Below are 18,384 nucleotides of genomic sequence, written 5' to 3'. Positions count from 1 at the left end.
TAATAAATTTTTTGATTTTCACCAGACCGTCCAACCGCCCTCTACGAGCATATTGTCACCAGTGACATATGAGGAGGCATCGCTTAAAAGATAGATTAGTGCAGAGGCGACTTCATGGTTGTAGCTCATTCTTTCCATAGGAGAGAATTGCGAGAAATTCTCTTCAAAATTCTCTTCATGCTTATTCCAGACACCATGAGGAGTTATCATATTGACTTGAATGTTTTTATTTGCCCAATATGAAGCCAGATACCTTGAGAGTGCATCAACCCCACCTTTGCTCGCAGAATAGGCGGCAGGACAACCCATGTTTGTGCCTTTATAAAGATTTTGATTAGGAGCGACGACAGAATAAGTTGATGGGATATTAACAATTTTCCCACCCTTATGATTCGCCATCCATGTGCCGATAACTTGGCAGCTTAGGAAAGTCCCCTTTAAGTTTGTTTCCACAACAGCATCCCAATTATCTTCAGTATAATCTTCAAATTTCTCAAAAAAACTATTGGTTTTATTTTGATGACTATTTACGAGTCCATTGACTTTTGAAAAAGTTTTTAAAGTTATATCTAATAATTGCTGAACTGAGCTCTTGTCTACCACATCAACTGTGACTCCCAGCATCGTTCTATTGTGTCTTTTAGTAAGTGAATCGGCGAACTCAGTGGGATTAGCTTTTTCAATATCGGCCACGACAATATGAGCGCCAAATTGTGCCGCAGCTTCACAGAAGGCCCGACCAATTAAACCGCAGGCACCCGTTATAATAATTACTTTATCTTGAAGATCAAATTTTGATTTGAAGTCAATTTCTTGTGGGTCGGTAGTTCTTTTCATTAGGTTAACCTTTTAAATCCTGCGTGACAAACTTCCCCTAGAAGTGAAGCTTCAATCGTATTGTTGTCGATGGCGATTTTTAGTGTTTGAAAAACGGCTTTTAAATTATCTAGATAGTGATCGATATAGGGCTCATGGGCGGAGCAAGCGTAAAATGCTGTGGTAGCTAAGAAACCACGCTTTAACATTTCTTGAGTTAAAAGGGTTTTTAACTCAAGCTTTTTCTCATGATCAAAGCTCATGGAAATAACTGAGGGTAGGCCTGTTATTGTAATGGGGACAACAGTTGATTCAGAAATTTCTAGCCAAGCATTTTTGACTCGAGTTCCCACTTTCATAATAGTGTCGGGTGTATTCTGACTTTCCATCTCTTTGATAGTAGCTAAGGCTGCGGTTAAGCCCGTGCGTTCAGTCCAAAAAAGGCTGCTGATGAAAGAGCCTTGTGCAGCCTCCATGATTTTTCTCTTACCAATAATGGCTCCCATTGGGTAACCATTACTAAAAGCTTTACCAAAAGTAGCAATATCGGGTTCAAAATCATAACGAAGATGAGCTCCTCCAATATTCATTCTAAATCCAGCAGTGATTTCGTCGACGATTAATACGATATTATATGCAGTACATAAAGTGCGAATAGTTGTTAGGAATTCTGTGGATGGCTCATGATTTCTGACTGGTTCCATGACGATACAAGCGAGTTCACCTTTATGGCTCTCAAATAGAGTTTTAAAGCCTTCAGTATCGTTATAAGTGAAGGGGAAAGATGTTCCCTCAAGTGATTGTGGGACACCTGCAGGAGAGAGGCCGGGAAGTAGGTGACCATTTAATGAGCTATCAGAACTTAAGTTTGAGGCTATATACCAATCGTGCCAACCATGATACCCACAAAATAATATTTTTTCTTTGTGGGTATGAGCACGAGCAATACGAACGGCTACGGACATGGCTTCACCACCAGTTTTTGTGTATCTAACCATATCAGACCACGGGTGGAGCGATATTAGTTTTTCGGCTAAGTCAATTTCTTCGGGGCAATTTAATGTAGAGTTAGTTCCATTATGAATTGACTCAATAACCTTTTGATCAATAATATCATTTGCATAGCCGAGTAAATTTGCTCCTACTCCCATGTAAGCAAAGTCGTAATAGTGCTTATTATCTAGATCCCAAACTTCACAACCTTTAGCCTTAGAAAAGTAAGCAGGCCAGTAATCAGGTAAAAACATCTCTGGGCGTTTCGATAAAAGTTGAGTGCCACCGGGAATGATTTTTTTGGCTTTGGTATACAGTTTTTGAGATTTACCTATCTGCATCAGTAGATTTCCTTATCTTCTTTAAGGGACTTTAGATACCCTGAGTTAATAATACTCTCTTGGTTGATTTTTAGGATTTCGGGTTTTTCTTGGAGTAAAGTGACAACCTCTTCAATAGAGAAATCCTCGATACTACGTAGAGCTTTAAAAATTTCCTCAACGGCAAGTCGATCATTTTCGGTGTCAACCGATAGCTTAAAATGATAATCTTTACAGGCTTTCTTCCATGCACATTTAAACAAACCGGAGTTTTTTATATAGGGAGTGACGTGTTCACGCTCAGATAAAAGCTTTGCATTTTTCCATGCTGTATGTAAGGTTTCTTTGGAAAAAATTTCTACATCAAAGCCATCTTCTAAATAGTCTGGCTCATGATTTGAATTTGAAAAATAATCAACGTTTGAACCTAGGTATTGATTAATGACAAAATCCAAAACTTTATAACTGTGTAGCGGGTTGTCTGAACATATTCTTACGATAGTGTCGGAATTAGGATAATTTAAAGAACTTTGGTAAAAACGATCAAGTACATCCCAATCAGAACCACGATGTATAGGGATATGATTGGCATTGCAATAAGCGACTAATTGATCATCCTCTTTATTGGTAGTAGTGATAATGGCCGAGTGTTCAATAAATTGACTTTTTTTTAAGCGATCCCACAGATGTTGAATTAAAGGTTTTTCAGCGATTTCAGTCAGAACTTTTTGTGGTAAACGTGACGAACCCATGCGAGCTTGAATGAGCATTAAAATATTTTTCATTTATCTTTAAATAAACCCATATAAATTTTATCTACATACTGGCCATCAATGTAAACTTGTTCCTTTAATTGTCCTTCAATATTAAATCCAAGTTTTTCATATAATCTAGTCGCATTTGGGTTGTTGGTGAAAACACTCAGAAGAATTTTTCTAAAATTTAATTCATTAAACGCATAATCAATAACAAGTTGACAAGCTTCGAAGCCTAGGCCCTTTCCCCAGTGTTGCTTTTCACCAATTAATATGCCTAATTCTGCTGTTTGTGAGATGGAATCAAAATTATCGATCTTTATATTTCCGATGTGTTCACTTTGATAAATGATAGCAAACATTATAGCTTTAGGGTTTGCCAAAGTAGTGGCTATATATGACTCCAGACTTGTTGTGCTGGCAGGCTTTCGACCAGAATATAATCCTTTTTTGACATCTTTATCGTGAAACCATGATATATATTTGTCAGAAATGTGATCTAAAGAGATGGCTTCTAACTCTAAATTATTACCTTTTAAAAAATGTGCCATTAAACATGTTTCCTTTCTAATTGATCTTTAAAAACATCCATTTTTTTGTCATCTTTAGTTAAATTACGTTGATGCATCCTATATCTATAGAGAGGGATGGGGATTCTAGTGATTTTATATTTTTTTAGGAAGCGAATTCTTAGATCTTCCTCCTCTCTAGCTAAAAAACATTCATCGTATAAACCAATTTCAAAGAGTTGGTCTTTCCTAAACAGTATGCCACAGGCAATTGGTGATTTATCTGCGTTTATCATTTCTATATGATTTCCTCTTTCATCAACGAGATGATAATCAACAGAAATGGCATCTAAGTCATTGTTTTCATATAAGAACAGTGATGATGTATAGAGTAAATCACTATGAATGTAGTCATCGGCGTCAAGGAAAGTGACAAACTGACCTTTTGCTTTTCTGAGGCCAAAATTTCTGGCCGCAGAGAGTCCCACATTCTTTTCTAAATTATAAACGCGGACTTCATCTGTATAATTATCGAGGATTTCTTTTGTGCGGTCGGTGCTACAGTCATTTACGACAATAATTTCATAATCTTTAATGCTTTGTTTTATTGCACTTCTTATGGCGCGCTCTAGGTATTTTTCGTAGTTAAAGGCGGTTATAATTATAGATGTCATGGTATTAACGTGTCCTATGGAAGTCAATTATTCTATTTACAAAATTCGTGTAATTACATGAAGCATGATTTGCTTGATATGATTATTTCTGTTCTAGTGTCTTTTGAATACGACCGTTATTTAATTCAATAATATAGTCTGTATGTTTAAGTGTGGAAATGCGATGAGCTATGATAATGATGGTTAAGTTGGTTTTACTTAAAGACTCAATAGCTTTAGTAATTTCATCTTCGGTTTGACTATCTAAGGCTGATGTCGCTTCATCAAAAAAGAGGATCTCGGCATCGTAATAGAGCGCGCGAGCAATACCAATGCGTTGTCGTTGACCTCCAGAAATCTTGACGCCATTTTCACCAATAAGGCTATCAATCCCTTGCTCTTGAGTGAGGTGAAACTCAGTAAGTTGAGCTTGTTCTAAGCAGTGTTTTATTTTGTCTCTATCAAAATCATTTTCATTTTGACCATAAGCCACATTGGAAGCAATAGAGCTATCCGTTAAATAGACGTTTTGTTGAACATAGCCGACTTTGCCGTAAAAGGAGTTTTTGTTGAAATTCTCGATATCTTGTTCATCAATGAGGTAGTGACCTTTGCTCAGGGGGTAGAAACCGAGAAGGATATTCATTAAAGTTGTTTTACCCGAGCCGGAGCTACCGATGATGCCCACCGTTTCTCCTTTTTTTATTTCTAAATCAAAATTTTCAAAAATAAAGTCATGGGGTTTATCCGGAAAAGCATAGGAGATATTTTCGAGCTTTAGAGAGGAAGTGAATTTGACTGTACTAGGTTTTTCTTCGTGAGATGCTTTTTGGTTGAGGTCTTTAAGTGTATCAAGTAAAAACAAATTTTCGTTTAAGCTCATGAGGGCAATCATGATCCTATTGATAGAAGGCATGGTGCGGTAGGCCGCAAGGAAAAATATTCCTATAAGCGTGATGAGTTGTTCTTTAGAGTCGATAAAATAGATACCATAGATCACAATAGTACTAATTGATAAGATGAGGCAAGTTTCGATAATTTTCGTGGGACAGAGTCTGTAGAGAAAGCTTTTTGTTTGAATATCTTTGAGGGTATTAAGCTTATCAGTAATACGCTGTTTTTGATAGGGAAAAGTATCGCTCACTACTGTATCGCAATAACCGTGGAATGTTTGAAAGAGATATTCATTCAGTTTTGGAGTTTCTTTATTAAGGCTATAGCCAAGTGCGCTTATTTTATGCTTTGTTTTTCGATAAAAGATGAGAAAAAAAGGTGTGATTAAAAGGGCGAGAAGCATAACTATCTTGATATCGTAAAGGGCAATGGAGATGGTGATTAGAAGAATGATTAAACATTCATTGCCAAGATTAATGAGACTTAATAAAACATTATTCCCGAGGCGCTGACTACCGGCATAAATATTAAATATTAATTTATTAGAGTTATTATTTTTAATATAATTGAGACCTTTCCTAAAGTAAATCTCTAGAAGTTGGAGGGCATTATTATTGACAAAATTTTGGATATGCTTGATTTGAAAACGAGCAATCCACAGGCTGAGAAGATTTTTTATTAAAAATATAATAAAAAGACTTAGACACGTCGCAATAATAAACGTTTTTTCCTGCCAGAAACCAAAAAAGTCGTATAAGTATTTGACTGAGTCATTCTTTTGAAGAAAGTCGTCAGTTAAGACGAGGTTGATCACGGGGAGGACTAGTGCCAAGCTGAGTAGATCCGAGAGCACATTAATCAACATGGCCAAGGCCACCAGCATGGCATTTTTCTTGTCTTTGCGATTGAGGATTTTATTTAAAAATTTTAAGGCTTTAATGATATTATTCATGGAATAGATCTAATGAGATATTGAGATGAAATAAGGGGAAATACTAAATACGCGGATTAATAAAGTCTGTAGTGATCAGTCCTCAGTTTTCAGTAAAAAGCGATTAGTACTGAAGTCACGGAAAGGCATAAGGGAGGATAGATAGTCAGTTGTCAGTTGTCAGTTGTCAGTTGTCAGTTGTCAGTTGTCAGTTGTCAGTTGTCAGTTGTCATTTGTCATTTGTCAGTTGTCAGTTGTCAGTTGTCAGTTGTCAGTTGTCAGTTGTCAGTGAAAAGAGTTTAGAAAGGGAAAGACTGAAGGGGTGAAACTAATCTGATTGAGCGGCGTGTTCAGTGGAGGCGTTTTCTTTTTGCTGAGTGATTCTTGTGATGTGATTGGCGATGGCTTCACGCAGTGAATTGACTTGGGAAAATATATCGCGCAAGTGGGTGTCCTCTGCAGTCATTGAGATTTCGAGTTTGCCATAGAGGTTTTGATCTTTGAAAACTTTAAGGGAAATGGACCATTGATCAACAATATCTTCTGGCTTGGTATTCGTGGGTGTTAAATCATTCTTCCAGTGAAGTTTTTCTTGATTTTGTTCGCTCACAAAAATGACTTGATCGAGTTTCATCTCTTGGAAAACGGGGAGTGAAACTTGCCAGAGTTCGGCTAATGATTGAGCGTCTTCGAATTGGTGCAGTGCTTTTTCTAACTCGACGTGGACTTTGGAGGAGTGTTTATTTCCGTAGTGATCTTCTTTGATGCGTTTGAGGATTTGTTCGGTATTAATGATGCCGAAGCGTTTGGCATAGAGAAAGGCAATAATGAGGATAATGGAGAGGAAAATCATGGCGACGCCATCGCGTTTTAAAATCAGCAGGTAGGAAACGGAAGAAAAGATGATGCAGATCGCGTAGAGTATGAGCACAACTGATTTGGTGCTTAAGCCGCTATTGAGCAAGACATGATGAATATGTTTGCGATCGGCAGAGGAAATGGGGACGCGACGTGACCAGCGACGAAGAAAGGCGACAATGGTATCAAAAACGGGCAGGCCAATGGCAATAAAGGGGATAGCTAGCGTGAGGGCCGTTTCGGCTTTGTGATTGGAGATGAGGGAGATGGTGGCAATATAGTAACCCAGCAGCATGGCACCAGAGTCACCGAGAAAAATCGAGGCGGGGTTAAAATTAAAAATGAGGAAGGCTAAAATGGCAGCTGCGACAATCAGGTTCAGTACGAGGATGGTGGTGTTGCCACTATTAGCGGCACTCACGGTTAGGGTAATAACCGCAAAGAGGCTGACGCCACTCGCAAGTCCATCGAGGCCATCAAGCAAGTTGATGACATTCATGCAGCCCATGAACCAAAAGATGGTGATGGGATAGGAAATCATGGTGAAGTCCACAGTGCCGACATAGGGGATGGAAACTTTGTTGATGGCAAAACCCATCATATACAGTAGGCTCGCAACAAAGGCCTGCATCAGTGCTTTATGACGAGGCTTCATATCGTGCAGGTCGTCGTAGGCACCGGTGATCAAAATGATGATCGCACCTACGAGTAGTGACCAAAACTGCGGATCAATGACTTCAGTTTTGAAGAGTGATTTTTGAAAGTAAAAGACAAAGCAAAAACTTAAGAGGCTACTCAAGAAAATGGCGTAGCCACCCATCAAAGGGATGGGTTTTTCGTGGACTTTTCGGTAGTTATCGGGTTGATCGACAATTTTCAAGCGGTGCCCCAAGGAACGGCAGATCAGAGTGATGATCAGCGATCCGAGAAAAGTGAAAATTGTGAGGTAGAAATAGGGCATAGGAGGGGAGGGGGGAGAATTAATTTTTAATTATGAATGTTGAATTTTTAATGAGAAAAAGTTAAGCATTGAGTGAGTAAATGAAATATAGAGGAAAGACCGCTACGCTAAAGACCGCTTCGCTGAGAGAACGCCTTCGGCTGAGAGAACGCCTTCGGCTGAGAGAACGCCTTCGCTGAGAAACCGCTCCCAAGCTCCAGGCATTTGTCTTTCATAATTTAAAATTAAGAATTCAACATTCAAAATTGGAGCTACACGACCTTCCTTCGCTAAATAATCCCTTGATCCTTCAGCTTCACGATGACTGATTCGACGAGGTCTGCTACTGGGTAAGTATCGGATTTGAGACGAATGTCTGGATTTGTAGGAGCCTCGTAGGGTGAGTCAATGCCCGTGAAGCCATTGATTTCTCCGGCAATAGCTTTTTTGTAGAGTCCCTTGGGATCGCGTTGCTTACAGGTCTCGATATCGCAATCAATGTAAGTTTCAAAAAATTTACCTTCAGGGAGAATCGAGCGCACAAAATCACGATCTTTTTGGTAGGGAGAGATGAAGGAGCAGATAGTGATATTGCCATTCTCAACGAATAACTTGGAGAGTTCACCAATGCGACGGATATTCTCCGAGCGATCATCCGCAGTGAAGCCCAAGTCCGAGCAGAGGCCATGACGTACATTATCACCATCGAGGCAGTTGACGTGTTTGCCATCAGCGTTGAGTTTAGCTAGTATCGCTTTGGCAATGGTAGATTTACCTGAGCCAGAAAGACCCGTGAGCCATATAACGGCACCGAGGTGACCATTGCGTTTCTCGTAATCTTCACGAGTGAGTTGAAAGTCTTCGAAATTAATGTTGGTAGATTTAATTTCATCTGAATGAGTTTCACGTGATTCAGATTTAATCATGCCCGCGGCTACCGTTTCATTAGTAATGGGATCAATGAGAATAATCGAGCCGGTATTGCGGTTGGTTTTGTAGTTATCAAAATAAAGCTTTTGAGCCGTGGTTATTTTGACGCGCGCAATATCGTTGAGGTGTAATATATTGGTTTGATTACGATGCAGGGTATTGACATCTATCGTATAATCAATTTTTTCTACGAAGGCATTGATCTCACGTGAAGTATGCTTCACAATGAGGCGCTTAGGAGAACTCAAATCAAGTGGTTTTTCATTCATCCAGCAGAGTGTAACATCAATTTCATTGGACATCTTGGGGAGATTATTCTTGCGGACAAGCATGTCGCCACGGCTGATATCAATTTCGTCTTCCAGGGTGATGCACACCGATTGACCCGCAAAGGCTTCGGGTAGAGTGCGATCATAGAGGTGAATATCTTTGACTCGCGAAGATTTTTCGGAAGGCAGGGCAATGACTTCTTCACCGGGGCGAATGGTACCAGAAGCAATGCGTCCAGCAAAACCACGGAAATTTGAATTGGGACGAATGACCGTTTGAACTGGGTAACGAAAGTCAACAAAGTTTTTATCGCTTTTGACATAGACTTTTTCCAAGAAAGGCAAGAGTGCTTCACCTTTATACCATGGCGTCTTGGAGGATTTCTCTGTGACATTATCACTATCTCTGGCTGAGACGGGAATAAAAGTAATATCTTGTAAATTGAGCTTGGTACTAAATTCTTTGAAATCTTCAACGATTTTGTTGTACACGTCTTCCGAGTAATTGACGAGGTCCATTTTATTGACTGCGAGCACAACGTGAGGAATTTGAAGAAGACTAACAAGGAAAGCATGACGACGAGATTGTGTAAGCAGGCCCTTGGAGGCATCCACAAGGATAATGGCTAAATCTGCAGTACTGGCACCAGTGACCATATTTCGCGTATATTGTTCGTGGCCAGGTGTGTCGGCAACAATAAATTTTCTTTCAGGTGTTTCGAAGAAGCGATAAGCGACATCAATAGTGATGCCCTGTTCGCGTTCGGAAGCCAAACCATCCATCAGCAAAGCGTAGTCAACTTTGTCGCCTTGAGTGCCGTGTTTTTTAGAATCGCGTTCTAAAGTGGCAATTTGGTCCTGACAGAGTTTTTTTGAGTTGAAGAGTAGGTTGCCAATGAGAGTGGATTTGCCATCGTCAACGGAACCACAGGTAAGGAATCGTAAGAGGGATTTTTTCATAATTTTAAATGCTTAATTTTAAATTTTAAGTTATTTAAACCACAGATTATTCAGTATTTCACAGGTGGTTTTGATTGTCTTAGTACTTTTGTGCTTCGATTAGTAAGATATGTTTAATTGTTTAGATCAAAAATAGCCTTCGCGTTTCTTTTGTTCCATGGAAGCTTCACCATCAAAGTCAATGACTCGTGAGTTACGTTCCGAGATATCCGAGTTAATCATCTCTTCGATCATTTCAGCCATAGTCGTTACAGTGGAGAGCACGCCGCCAGTTAAAGGGTAGCAACCTAGGGTACGGAAGCGAATGTAGTCCTCTTTGACTTCGCGGCCTTCCAGTGGCATACGATCGTCATCAACCATGATGAGGTTGCCATCAATCTCGACATAAGGACGTTTTTTGGCAAAATATAAAGGGACAATCGGGATGCTCTCGCGTTCAATATATCTCCAGACATCCATTTCGGTCCAGTTAGAAATGGGAAAGACGCGAACGGATTCATTAGGATTGATTTTACCATTATATAAAGACCAGACTTCAGGGCGTTGGTTTTTTGGATCCCACTGATTAAATTTATCACGGAAAGAATAAATTCTTTCTTTTGCGCGAGATTTTTCCTCGTCGCGACGTGCACCACCAAAAATCATATCATAGCCACCTTGCTCTAAAGATTGCACCAGCGCTTGAGTTTTCATGATATCAGTATGTTTACGGCTGCCATGGGTGAAGGGGCCGACACCTGCTGCTTTGCCTTCCTTATTGTAATGGACGAGAAGCTTGAGGCCATTTTCTTCACAGAACTTATCTCTAAATTGGATCATTTCTTTGAACTTCCATTGAGAATCAATGTGAAGCAGGGGGAAGGGCACCGGGCCGGGAGCAAAAGCTTTTTGCGCTAAACGCACCATGACGGCGGAGTCTTTCCCGACTGAGTAAAGCATGACGGGATTTTCGGCCTGAGCAACGGCTTCGCGAATAATATGGATGGCTTCAGCTTCAAGCTGATCAAGTTGTGACATGGAATAAGGCATAATAGATAATTTTAAATTATTAGTTTTAAATTTTTAATGATGATTGTTAAAGGCAGACCGCCTTTGGCTGAAAGAACGCTACGCTGAAAGAACGCTACGCTGAAAGAACGCTACGCTGAAAGAACGCTACGCTGAAAGAACGCTACGCTGAAAGAACGCTACGCTGAAAGAACGCTACGCTGAAAGAACGCTACGCTGAAAGAACGCTACGCTGAAAGAACGCTACGCTGAAAGAACGCTACGGCTGAAAGAACGCTACGGCTGAAAGAACGCCTAGGGCTGAAAGATTTACTTTTGTAAAGAGGCTATAAGGCCTGATGTCATTTGTAGGATATCCTTTAATTTACTTCTGAGCTTATTGTATACTGCTTCAGGAAAATAATTGAGTTTAAAAGCAATGATGATTTGCGTATTGAGTTCAGCTGCTGAGCCTTTTGAAATATTTAGGAAACGAATGAATTCTTTGTCGGAATTTCTTTGTGAACCTTCGGCAATATTAGAAGGGATGGAGACTGCAGCTCTTTGCATTTGATCTCTGAGACCATAGTCTTTGCAATTATGTAAGACCTTGTAGATGTCAAGACTCAAATCCACGGTTTGTTTCCATACCTCGAGTTTCTCGTAATAATGAATCATCTTCTCTTCCATTTTTCTCTTTCAGGCGTCACGCCGTTCTTTAAGCGCAGCGATCTTTCTACTTTAAGTTCACTCGTGAACGTTCTTCCTTACTTTACCAGGAACCAGGGGTTGAGAAGATTTTCTTTGTTGTACTGCAGAGGCTTGCGTGTTTTGAAATCGAGAACTTCCTTGCCTGCCTGAAGGGCGACGGCGTGAGCGGCAGCCGTGTCCCATTCCATGGTGGGGGCGAGGCGAGGGTATTGGTCCGCTTTGCCTTCGGCAACGTAGCAGAGTTTGAGTGAGCTACCCACAGAAGTGAGTTCAATTGATTCGGTACCGGCTTTGAGTGAGTCGACATAATCTTGAGTTTCTTGAGACATGTGTGAGCGGCTGGCCACAATGGTCAGAGCTTTTTCTGGTGTGTTATTAGTCGTGAGAGGTAATTTATCGCCATTTTTATAGGCACCCGTTTCATCTGCCCAATAAAGATCATCAATGGCAGGAGCATAAACAACGCCGGCAATGGGTATGCCGCGCTCTACTAAGGCGATGTTCACAGTGAATTCACCATTTTTTTTGATAAACTCTTTGGTGCCATCAATGGGATCTACAACCCACATTTGAGTCCAATCTTTTCTATCCGCGTAATCAATGGTTTTGTTTTCTTCAGAGAGGATGGGGATATTTGGAGTGAGTTCTTGCAAGCCAGCACAAATGATTGCGTTAGCAGCTTGGTCGGCTTCAGTAAGGGGAGATTTGTCGTCTTTGGTGTAAACTTCGAAGTCAGTGGCATAGATCTCCATGATCTTAGCGCCGGCTTCACGGGCAAGTTTTATTATGTCGTTTATCATGAATAGAGTTTCGTTATTGTGAGGTTTAAAGAAGAAAGAACGCTACGCTGAAAGACCGCCTACGGCTGAAAGAACGCCTACGGCTGAAAGAACGCTGCGCTGAAAGAACGCTGCGCTGAAAGAACGCTGCGCTGAAAGAACGCCTACGGCTGAAAGAACGCTGCGCTGAAAGAACGCCTACGGCTGAAAGAACGCTGCGCTGAAAGAACGCCTACGGCTGAGAGACCGCCTATGGCCTGATTGTAGTAGATGGTTTAAGCTGATGACTGCCAAGTTTGAACTACTCGCTGTTGCTTCTAATTAAAAATTGTGTATTTAAAATTGATCATTCTTTTGCGAAGCAAAAGCCAGGCAGGCTCCGCATGAAAAGTGACGTGAGCACTTTTCATCAAGTAAGATTTTACAAATTAGTATAGATTATAACCTGTTTTATTAGGCAAGGAAATAGGTAGCGATTAATAAATGGTAAAGATTTTTGATAAAAAGAATGCACATTTGGTGCTGCTTAGCAGCGGATAAGTTTTCTGTGTTTTTTAAGAAGCGTACAAATCTATGTAAATTAAGTCTTTGGAGAGGGTGTTTTTTTGTATTTGAATTCTCCATGTAATAAATTGAGGAAAACGAGGAGCTTTAAAGATGAAAAATATCGAAACAATCATAGTGGGCGTCACTTCCAAAAAACAATTCAGTTTAGCTGTGCGAGAAGCGCAAAAATTAAGTCAGCTTTTTGGTGCATTAATTTATCCAGTACACATCATAGAGCCCCTCAGTGTGAAGTTGCTGCATCCCAAGTCTACAGATGAAGTTTTAGATAAAATAATGATAAAGTTAAGTGATGAAATTCAGCATCTTTATCCCGATAATGGCCATCACAAGATTGAGGCACCACTCATTAGTGTGGGCAATACCGCCAAAGAGCTTGCGAGCATTGCAAAAAAAATAGGGAATTCACTGATTGTTATAGGCCGTCATAGTACGGGTTTTATGCACATGTTGGGCAAAAGCCACGCCGAACGCCTGGTGAAATATGCCGAGGGCCCCGTATGGATTCATCCCGATAAGGCTTTTACGGGGATACCAAAACGTATTTTATGCCCGGTAGATTTTACTGCTGCTTGTCAAAAAGCGGCGGCTCAAGCTTTGCTATTTGCGCAACAGACGGGAGCGGACTTAGAATTCATTCACGTTTTGCCCGAGGTGATCAACTATTCTGATTTTGATGGCTACCTCAGTTCCAATGATGGTGTCACACAAATTACGGATGATGTATTCCGGAAAGAGGCTGAGCAGCAATTTAGGCGCCTCTATAATTTACTGAATATCGAGCCAGAGCGTTACCCACATCATGTACGCTTTGGTGATCCCTCCGCACAAATACATCTATTTGCAGAAGAAACTAAGGCGGAATTGATTGTCGTTAGTTCCTCTTCTAATCACAATATCGAGAAAATGATTACGGGCAGTACGGTGAGGCATATAATTCACGATGCGAAAATTGATATTTTGGTTGTGAAATGAGTCGCTACGCTGAAAGACCGCTACGCTGAAAGACCGCTACGCTGAAAGACCGCTACGCTAAAGACCGCTACGCTAAAGACCGCTACGCTGAAAGACCGCTACGCTAAAGACCGCTACGCTGAAAGACCGCTACGCTGAAAGACCGCTACGCTGAAAGAACGGCTTTTGGCCTGAGTTTACGCACTTCGCGCTGAGAATACGCGCTTCGCGCTGAGAATACGCGCTTCGCGCTGAGAATATATATTTAAATCCGTAGGATCGGTGGTTTAAGACTTTGTTTTTCTTAGCCAACTAGTTGGCGTCAACTCCGGCCCTTAGGCCGTAAACTCAGAAGCTCTGCTTCGTCAACTCAGCGTAGCGTAAACTCAGGCCCTTAGGCCGTAAACTCAGCGTAGCGTAAACTCAGGCCCTTAGGCCGTAAACTCAGCGTAGCGTCGACTTGATTTCATGGTGAATCCTGGGGGTTTTTGCTGGGATGCCGCACATGATTTGTGCGAAGTTATCTGAGATAGTTTCTTCGGGGTGAATGATATAATGGGTATTATCACCAATTTGTTTAAAGAGTGAGGGTGCAATAGCTTCTACGGGGATAATGGGGCCGAGGGTACTTAGCTTTTTTAAATCAATTTTGACAAAGCTGAGCTGCATGTGACGAAAGACGGAATGATCATCGACTTCTTTGAGTGATTTGATTTTGAGATGTAAAAAGGGAATGGCGGGGAAAGTTTTACCCTTCTTGTCTTTGAGCATGATGTAGTGTTGGTACAGAGGGGCGTCGGGGTTGGTAATGCGAATGGCTTTGAGTTCGGGTGATTCTTTGATGGTGCCACAATAATGAAAGCCAATAATTTTGTAGAGCTCGGTACTTAAGTCGGGATGATAACGACTGAGGATATGAAAGAGCTCATGAGCGAGTAATTCTTTGAGTTCAGCTAAGTTTTTTTTGAGGCTCGAGTCAGGGAAAACGATGAAGTTTTTACGTGTGTAGGGCGCGCCTTCTTCTTTGCCGTTAGTCTTCAGATAATAGATTTTCTTGGGGAAGTCGAGCTTGTAAGCTTTGAAAGTCTCGGCCAATTCTGCGGAAGCTTGATTGAGAAGTTCTTTTTCCTTAGTACTGAAATCTACGATGGAGTTTTGCGCCTTGCGCAAGTAATTTTTGATAGCGACCGCTTTGCGACTATGGAGCCTTTGGGCACGTTCTAGGGGCTGTTGAAGGCTTGTGTACTGATCTTCTTGGCCAATGAGTGTTTGAGCCTTAATGCCCTGCGCAAAATCAAAAAGACAGCTTTCAGTTAAGCTGCCTTGGGACCAAACATTCAAGCATAGAAAAAAAACTAAAACTCTGAGCATTACTTTGAAGAGGCCGTGCGTTTAGAGGGTTTGCGTTTTTTTCCCTTTTTGTATAGGCTATATTCACCTGCAATATTGGGGAAGTCTTTTTTAGATAATTCTTTGTATTGTTTCTCTAGTTCCATTTTTAATTTCATGTGCTTTTGTTGCTCGACAAAGTTATTTGCTACGTAAAAATCAATGGCCTTAGTATAGATACTTGGGTATAGTATTAATATTTTGTGAGATTTCTCTTCGTTTTTGAGTTCTTTTAATTCGGCATATCGAGTTTTATAGACTTTAGATTTTTTAGCTAGTTTAGCGAGACCACGTTCGTATTTAGTGATAGTTTTTTTTACTTCAGTTAATTCTTTTTTTGCTTTTTTCACATAGTTATATTCAAAAAACTCTAGAGCCTTCAGTTGCTCAAGTTGGTTATCGGAATATGCAATTTTCATGTTTTTTTGAGCCAATAGCTGGGAACTTAGTAATATCACTAATGTATAGATAATTTTTTTCATCAACGGGTCACTTCTTTAAAGGTTCTCACACGGTATATATCATCGGACGGGTTATGTGGGGTGGAGTTAATATCAATTAATTCACGAAATAAATAAAATTGTTTTAGAGTTTCTGATCCTCCTCCAACATACGGGTCGGCAATATCACTTCCAGCTAAAGTAATGTTTTCTGCAATACGCGCTCTGAGAGCTCCAATATAGGTGTTGCGATTAGCGCTAACAAATCGTCTAGTATTACAGAGTAGGACTTCGGCTTGTCTATCATTTAATATGCCTGCTTCTAAGGATTTTTTGAAAGGAATACCGTAGCTGGGTGGGTTATTAACACGATTTTTAAACCAAAAGGCATCAAAATATCCTTCACTAGGAGGCGTACTTGGGTAGCTATTGTAGTTACTAGGATCAATTCCTGGGAAAAGATTTAAAAGGGAATATAATTCAGTTTGGGTGATTTCATCTTGTGTTGTTTTGTTAGAAACGGCAGCTAGGTCTCCGACTCGGCCATTTAAGTGAGGGTGATAAGCTTGTAAATCAGAGAAGAGTGCTACTAGGACGTGGGGGTGAGAAGTATTTGGATTGATGAGGCCTTGGGTGTTAACTGATTCCTCAGCACCATCTATACTTACATAGTTTAGTATGGATCTGTCACCACCATCAGAGAGAGTTACAGTTGAGCTCCATGAGGCATCTTCCCCACTGTCGCCACCGCTAGCTGAGTTAGATGTGTACAGTTGATCAGTTCCAGAATTAGAGTAATTTGCAATGCCAGGTAAGTCAGGGAGGTTATCCCCTTGGCCAAAATAGGCATCTTCACTTCCAGTATTGTATTCAATTAAGTTGAGTGTTTGGTAATTAATTGATCTATGTATATAACCAAGTTCATGAAGATTTTGTATAGAATTGTTTCTTATGTAATTAGTAGAGAGATCTAAAGGGTCACCACTAACTAATGCTTGAGGCTCATAGTCTTTTTGGTCGTTTGCAACTGCCGCATATGCGGTAGCCCATGTGTCATTTTTTTGCCCTGTTTTAAAAGTGTTGCCTGCTCCCGTACCATATCCGCCCCCAGGAGTGCTAATAAACTCCCAAGATGAAGTGGAAAGGTTATTTTTAGGTTCGATACACTCAGTTGAGACGGAGAAAGTATTTCCATTGTCAATGAAAAGATCTGGCCATTTATCATTAATATTAGCATAATCATAGAGGTTTGATCCTCCTGAGTCCAATAAAATAAGGTTAGTGATGGTAATTCTTGCTGTTGCACTTTGTCCACTGACATCCTTGACTAAATCAGAGTTAGTTAAAGCTGTGGTTGCTGTTATATAAGCCGCTGCACCGGATGCAGAAAAATTAATTGTAGCGGTTTGGCTTAAGCTCTCGTCCACAAGTGTATTACTTGCTCCATCTTCAATATTAATTGTAAATGTCACTAACATTTGAGAAGCTTTTGATGATGCATATAAGTCAATTAATTCACCATAAAAGCCTAATTTATAGCCTAAGAAGTCATTTCCGCCGTCGGTGTCATAGTCGCCCCATGAGCCGACCAAATCAATCACAAGTTTATTTAAGTAAGGGACTTTTTCATTTCCTACATATGTCGGTGGAGTCCCGGTTGGCGTAGTATAGTCACTCTCGGCATTGTCGTCTGGGTCGCAATAGTCTCGGATATTAGCAGCGATTTGAATTTTTTGTTCAGTAGTTAATGTTCCATTGTTAAGGTAAGGTATAGAACTTACGATGACATTAGGGGTTGATGTTGCGACATTGGTTAAGTTGAAAAGTGCATTAGGACTAATTAATCCTGACTTATCAGTAGTCGTGGGGATTGTTGAGCCATCAAGTGTTTCATTGGTGTCACTGTTAGTTCCCGAATCAATAGGGAAAAAAGCATAATAAGCAGTGTCATTAGTGATGCCACCATCAAGCATCTTCTCATGTATATCGGTGAGGCTAGTCCAACGGTTGACATCACCAGTATCTTTTGAAGTTAAGTTATTAGCATGAGTGGGATCAATGACTATGTTACTTAGATTTATTTTAGATATGTCGTCAGCTTGGGCACGTTCATCGTAGCCAGAATCGGAATCATAAACTAAAGGATCAAGCCTTCCAGACATACCAATTATAAACCAATTAGAAATAGCGTAATTGGGGTCGTTCGCATTGTTAGAATTAACTTTATGTTCTTGCCAGCCAAGGTCTGCCCCTGTGGGAGAGGAAAAACTTCCTTTGAAATTGGTATCTATTTCGGCGTTGTCTTGAGTGTTAATCCAATTGAGGTTGACTAGGGAGTTTGCAATATTAGCATCAGTATTGTCAATGCCCCAGGTTTTAAATACATGATCTTCATCATTGCCAGTAGCCGGAGTCACTTGCTCAAAGGTGGCATCGCCAAAAAAACTTGAAGAAGCTTCAGGTATCGAATTATAGTACTCTATGGATGAATCTGAAATAGGGCTAAAGAAACCTTTTATCGCAGCGGTTACTTGGGCAAGGATTACCTTTTCAACACCATCATTTAAATAGAGGTCTTTTTGGAATTCAGCACCACGCCGAATATTTGTCATATAAGCCGAGAAACCCATTCCTAAGACAAGAAATACAGCCAGCATCATAAGAGAGAACATGATGGCAATTCCGGAGTCATCTTTTTGGAATCGGTTGTTTAGTAATTTTTTCATATGATA

The 18,384-nt window shown here is 40.4% G+C and carries 15 protein-coding genes; 1 reads left to right on the top strand and 14 read right to left on the bottom strand.

The features are described 5' to 3' along the window. Positions 1 to 18 precede the first annotated feature (18 nt). From PQO03_RS20475 to cysQ, 11 genes are all read right to left on the bottom strand, one after another. Positions 19 to 837, bottom strand: coding sequence for an SDR family oxidoreductase (locus tag PQO03_RS20475; RefSeq protein ID WP_274153025.1), 819 nt, complete (start codon positions 835 to 837; stop codon positions 19 to 21). Continuing rightward, positions 837 to 2,150, bottom strand: coding sequence for an aminotransferase class III-fold pyridoxal phosphate-dependent enzyme (locus PQO03_RS20470; protein ID WP_274153023.1), 1,314 nt, complete (start codon positions 2,148 to 2,150; stop codon positions 837 to 839). Before PQO03_RS20470 ends, PQO03_RS20475 begins: the two co-directional genes overlap by 1 nt. After that, the gene (locus tag PQO03_RS20465; RefSeq protein WP_274153021.1) at positions 2,150 to 2,914 is read right to left on the bottom strand and encodes a glycosyltransferase family protein; all 765 of its coding nucleotides are present in this window, start codon (positions 2,912 to 2,914) and stop codon (positions 2,150 to 2,152) included. The genes PQO03_RS20470 and PQO03_RS20465 overlap by 1 nt, the downstream gene beginning before the upstream one ends. After that, positions 2,911 to 3,435: a GNAT family N-acetyltransferase gene (locus PQO03_RS20460; RefSeq protein WP_274153020.1), complete on the bottom strand. Its 525-nt coding sequence runs from the start codon at positions 3,433 to 3,435 to the stop codon at positions 2,911 to 2,913. Before PQO03_RS20460 ends, PQO03_RS20465 begins: the two co-directional genes overlap by 4 nt. After that, positions 3,435 to 4,067 (bottom strand): glycosyltransferase family 2 protein, encoded by a 633-nt coding sequence (locus PQO03_RS20455; protein WP_274153018.1) that lies wholly within the window; start codon positions 4,065 to 4,067, stop codon positions 3,435 to 3,437. The genes PQO03_RS20460 and PQO03_RS20455 overlap by 1 nt, the downstream gene beginning before the upstream one ends. An 82-nt stretch (positions 4,068 to 4,149) precedes the next feature. Beyond that, entirely contained in the window at positions 4,150 to 5,892 is a 1,743-nt protein-coding gene (locus tag PQO03_RS20450) for an ABC transporter ATP-binding protein (protein WP_274153016.1), read from the bottom strand. A 307-nt stretch (positions 5,893 to 6,199) separates the two neighbouring features. Next, a complete protein-coding gene (locus PQO03_RS20445) occupies positions 6,200 to 7,609 on the bottom strand; it encodes an MraY family glycosyltransferase (protein WP_274153015.1) in 1,410 nt (469 codons plus the stop codon). Between the two features lie 350 nt (positions 7,610 to 7,959). Then, positions 7,960 to 9,828 (bottom strand): sulfate adenylyltransferase subunit CysN, encoded by a 1,869-nt coding sequence (gene cysN, locus PQO03_RS20440; RefSeq protein WP_274153013.1) that lies wholly within the window; start codon positions 9,826 to 9,828, stop codon positions 7,960 to 7,962. Between the two features lie 126 nt (positions 9,829 to 9,954). Beyond that, positions 9,955 to 10,857, bottom strand: a complete 903-nt coding sequence (cysD, locus tag PQO03_RS20435; protein WP_420792876.1) for a sulfate adenylyltransferase subunit CysD — start codon at positions 10,855 to 10,857, stop codon at positions 9,955 to 9,957. Positions 10,858 to 11,145: 288 nt separating this feature from the next. Next, the gene (locus PQO03_RS20430) at positions 11,146 to 11,493 is read right to left on the bottom strand and encodes a four helix bundle protein (RefSeq protein WP_274153011.1); all 348 of its coding nucleotides are present in this window, start codon (positions 11,491 to 11,493) and stop codon (positions 11,146 to 11,148) included. 89 nt (positions 11,494 to 11,582) lie between these two features. Continuing rightward, the gene (cysQ, locus tag PQO03_RS20425; protein WP_274153009.1) at positions 11,583 to 12,326 is read right to left on the bottom strand and encodes a 3'(2'),5'-bisphosphate nucleotidase CysQ; all 744 of its coding nucleotides are present in this window, start codon (positions 12,324 to 12,326) and stop codon (positions 11,583 to 11,585) included. A gap of 636 nt (positions 12,327 to 12,962) precedes the next feature. Here cysQ and PQO03_RS20420 point away from each other — a divergent pair. Continuing rightward, positions 12,963 to 13,844: a universal stress protein gene (locus PQO03_RS20420; protein WP_274153007.1), complete on the top strand. Its 882-nt coding sequence runs from the start codon at positions 12,963 to 12,965 to the stop codon at positions 13,842 to 13,844. A 423-nt stretch (positions 13,845 to 14,267) separates the two neighbouring features. On the opposite strand, the gene PQO03_RS20415 is transcribed toward PQO03_RS20420, so the two are convergent. The 3 genes from PQO03_RS20415 to PQO03_RS20405 are packed head-to-tail and all read right to left on the bottom strand — an operon-like array spanning position 14,268 to position 18,378. Next, positions 14,268 to 15,194, bottom strand: coding sequence for a hypothetical protein (locus PQO03_RS20415; RefSeq protein WP_274153006.1), 927 nt, complete (start codon positions 15,192 to 15,194; stop codon positions 14,268 to 14,270). Next, the gene (locus PQO03_RS20410) at positions 15,194 to 15,694 is read right to left on the bottom strand and encodes a hypothetical protein (protein ID WP_274153005.1); all 501 of its coding nucleotides are present in this window, start codon (positions 15,692 to 15,694) and stop codon (positions 15,194 to 15,196) included. Before PQO03_RS20410 ends, PQO03_RS20415 begins: the two co-directional genes overlap by 1 nt. Further along, positions 15,694 to 18,378, bottom strand: coding sequence for a hypothetical protein (locus PQO03_RS20405; RefSeq protein ID WP_274153003.1), 2,685 nt, complete (start codon positions 18,376 to 18,378; stop codon positions 15,694 to 15,696). Before PQO03_RS20405 ends, PQO03_RS20410 begins: the two co-directional genes overlap by 1 nt. Between the last annotated feature and the right edge of the window lie 6 nt (positions 18,379 to 18,384).

The sequence above is a fragment of the Lentisphaera profundi genome (genome assembly GCF_028728065.1).
GTDB classification, from domain to species: domain Bacteria; phylum Verrucomicrobiota; class Lentisphaeria; order Lentisphaerales; family Lentisphaeraceae; genus Lentisphaera; species Lentisphaera profundi.
The sequence above is the reverse complement of the archived record's forward strand: the minus strand, read 5'-3'. Positions and strand labels throughout refer to the sequence as shown.

Bases quoted from the DNA above. Each gene is read 5' to 3' on its own strand.
- PQO03_RS20475 (WP_274153025.1), bottom strand. From the start codon at position 837: ATGAAAAGAACTACCGACCCACAAGAAATTGACTTCAAATCAAAATTT.
- cysN (WP_274153013.1), bottom strand. From the start codon at position 9,828: ATGAAAAAATCCCTCTTACGATTCCTTACCTGTGGTTCCGTTGACGAT.
- PQO03_RS20465 (WP_274153021.1), bottom strand. From the start codon at position 2,914: ATGAAAAATATTTTAATGCTCATTCAAGCTCGCATGGGTTCGTCACGT.
- PQO03_RS20455 (WP_274153018.1), bottom strand. From the start codon at position 4,067: ATGACATCTATAATTATAACCGCCTTTAACTACGAAAAATACCTAGAG.
- cysD (WP_420792876.1), bottom strand. From the start codon at position 10,857: ATGCCTTATTCCATGTCACAACTTGATCAGCTTGAAGCTGAAGCCATC.
- PQO03_RS20450 (WP_274153016.1), bottom strand. From the start codon at position 5,892: ATGAATAATATCATTAAAGCCTTAAAATTTTTAAATAAAATCCTCAAT.
- PQO03_RS20470 (WP_274153023.1), bottom strand. From the start codon at position 2,150: ATGCAGATAGGTAAATCTCAAAAACTGTATACCAAAGCCAAAAAAATC.
- PQO03_RS20430 (WP_274153011.1), bottom strand. From the start codon at position 11,493: ATGATTCATTATTACGAGAAACTCGAGGTATGGAAACAAACCGTGGAT.
- PQO03_RS20410 (WP_274153005.1), bottom strand. From the start codon at position 15,694: ATGAAAAAAATTATCTATACATTAGTGATATTACTAAGTTCCCAGCTA.
- PQO03_RS20415 (WP_274153006.1), bottom strand. From the start codon at position 15,194: ATGCTCAGAGTTTTAGTTTTTTTTCTATGCTTGAATGTTTGGTCCCAA.
- PQO03_RS20405 (WP_274153003.1), bottom strand. From the start codon at position 18,378: ATGAAAAAATTACTAAACAACCGATTCCAAAAAGATGACTCCGGAATT.
- cysQ (WP_274153009.1), bottom strand. From the start codon at position 12,326: ATGATAAACGACATAATAAAACTTGCCCGTGAAGCCGGCGCTAAGATC.
- PQO03_RS20460 (WP_274153020.1), bottom strand. From the start codon at position 3,435: ATGGCACATTTTTTAAAAGGTAATAATTTAGAGTTAGAAGCCATCTCT.
- PQO03_RS20420 (WP_274153007.1), top strand. From the start codon at position 12,963: ATGAAAAATATCGAAACAATCATAGTGGGCGTCACTTCCAAAAAACAA.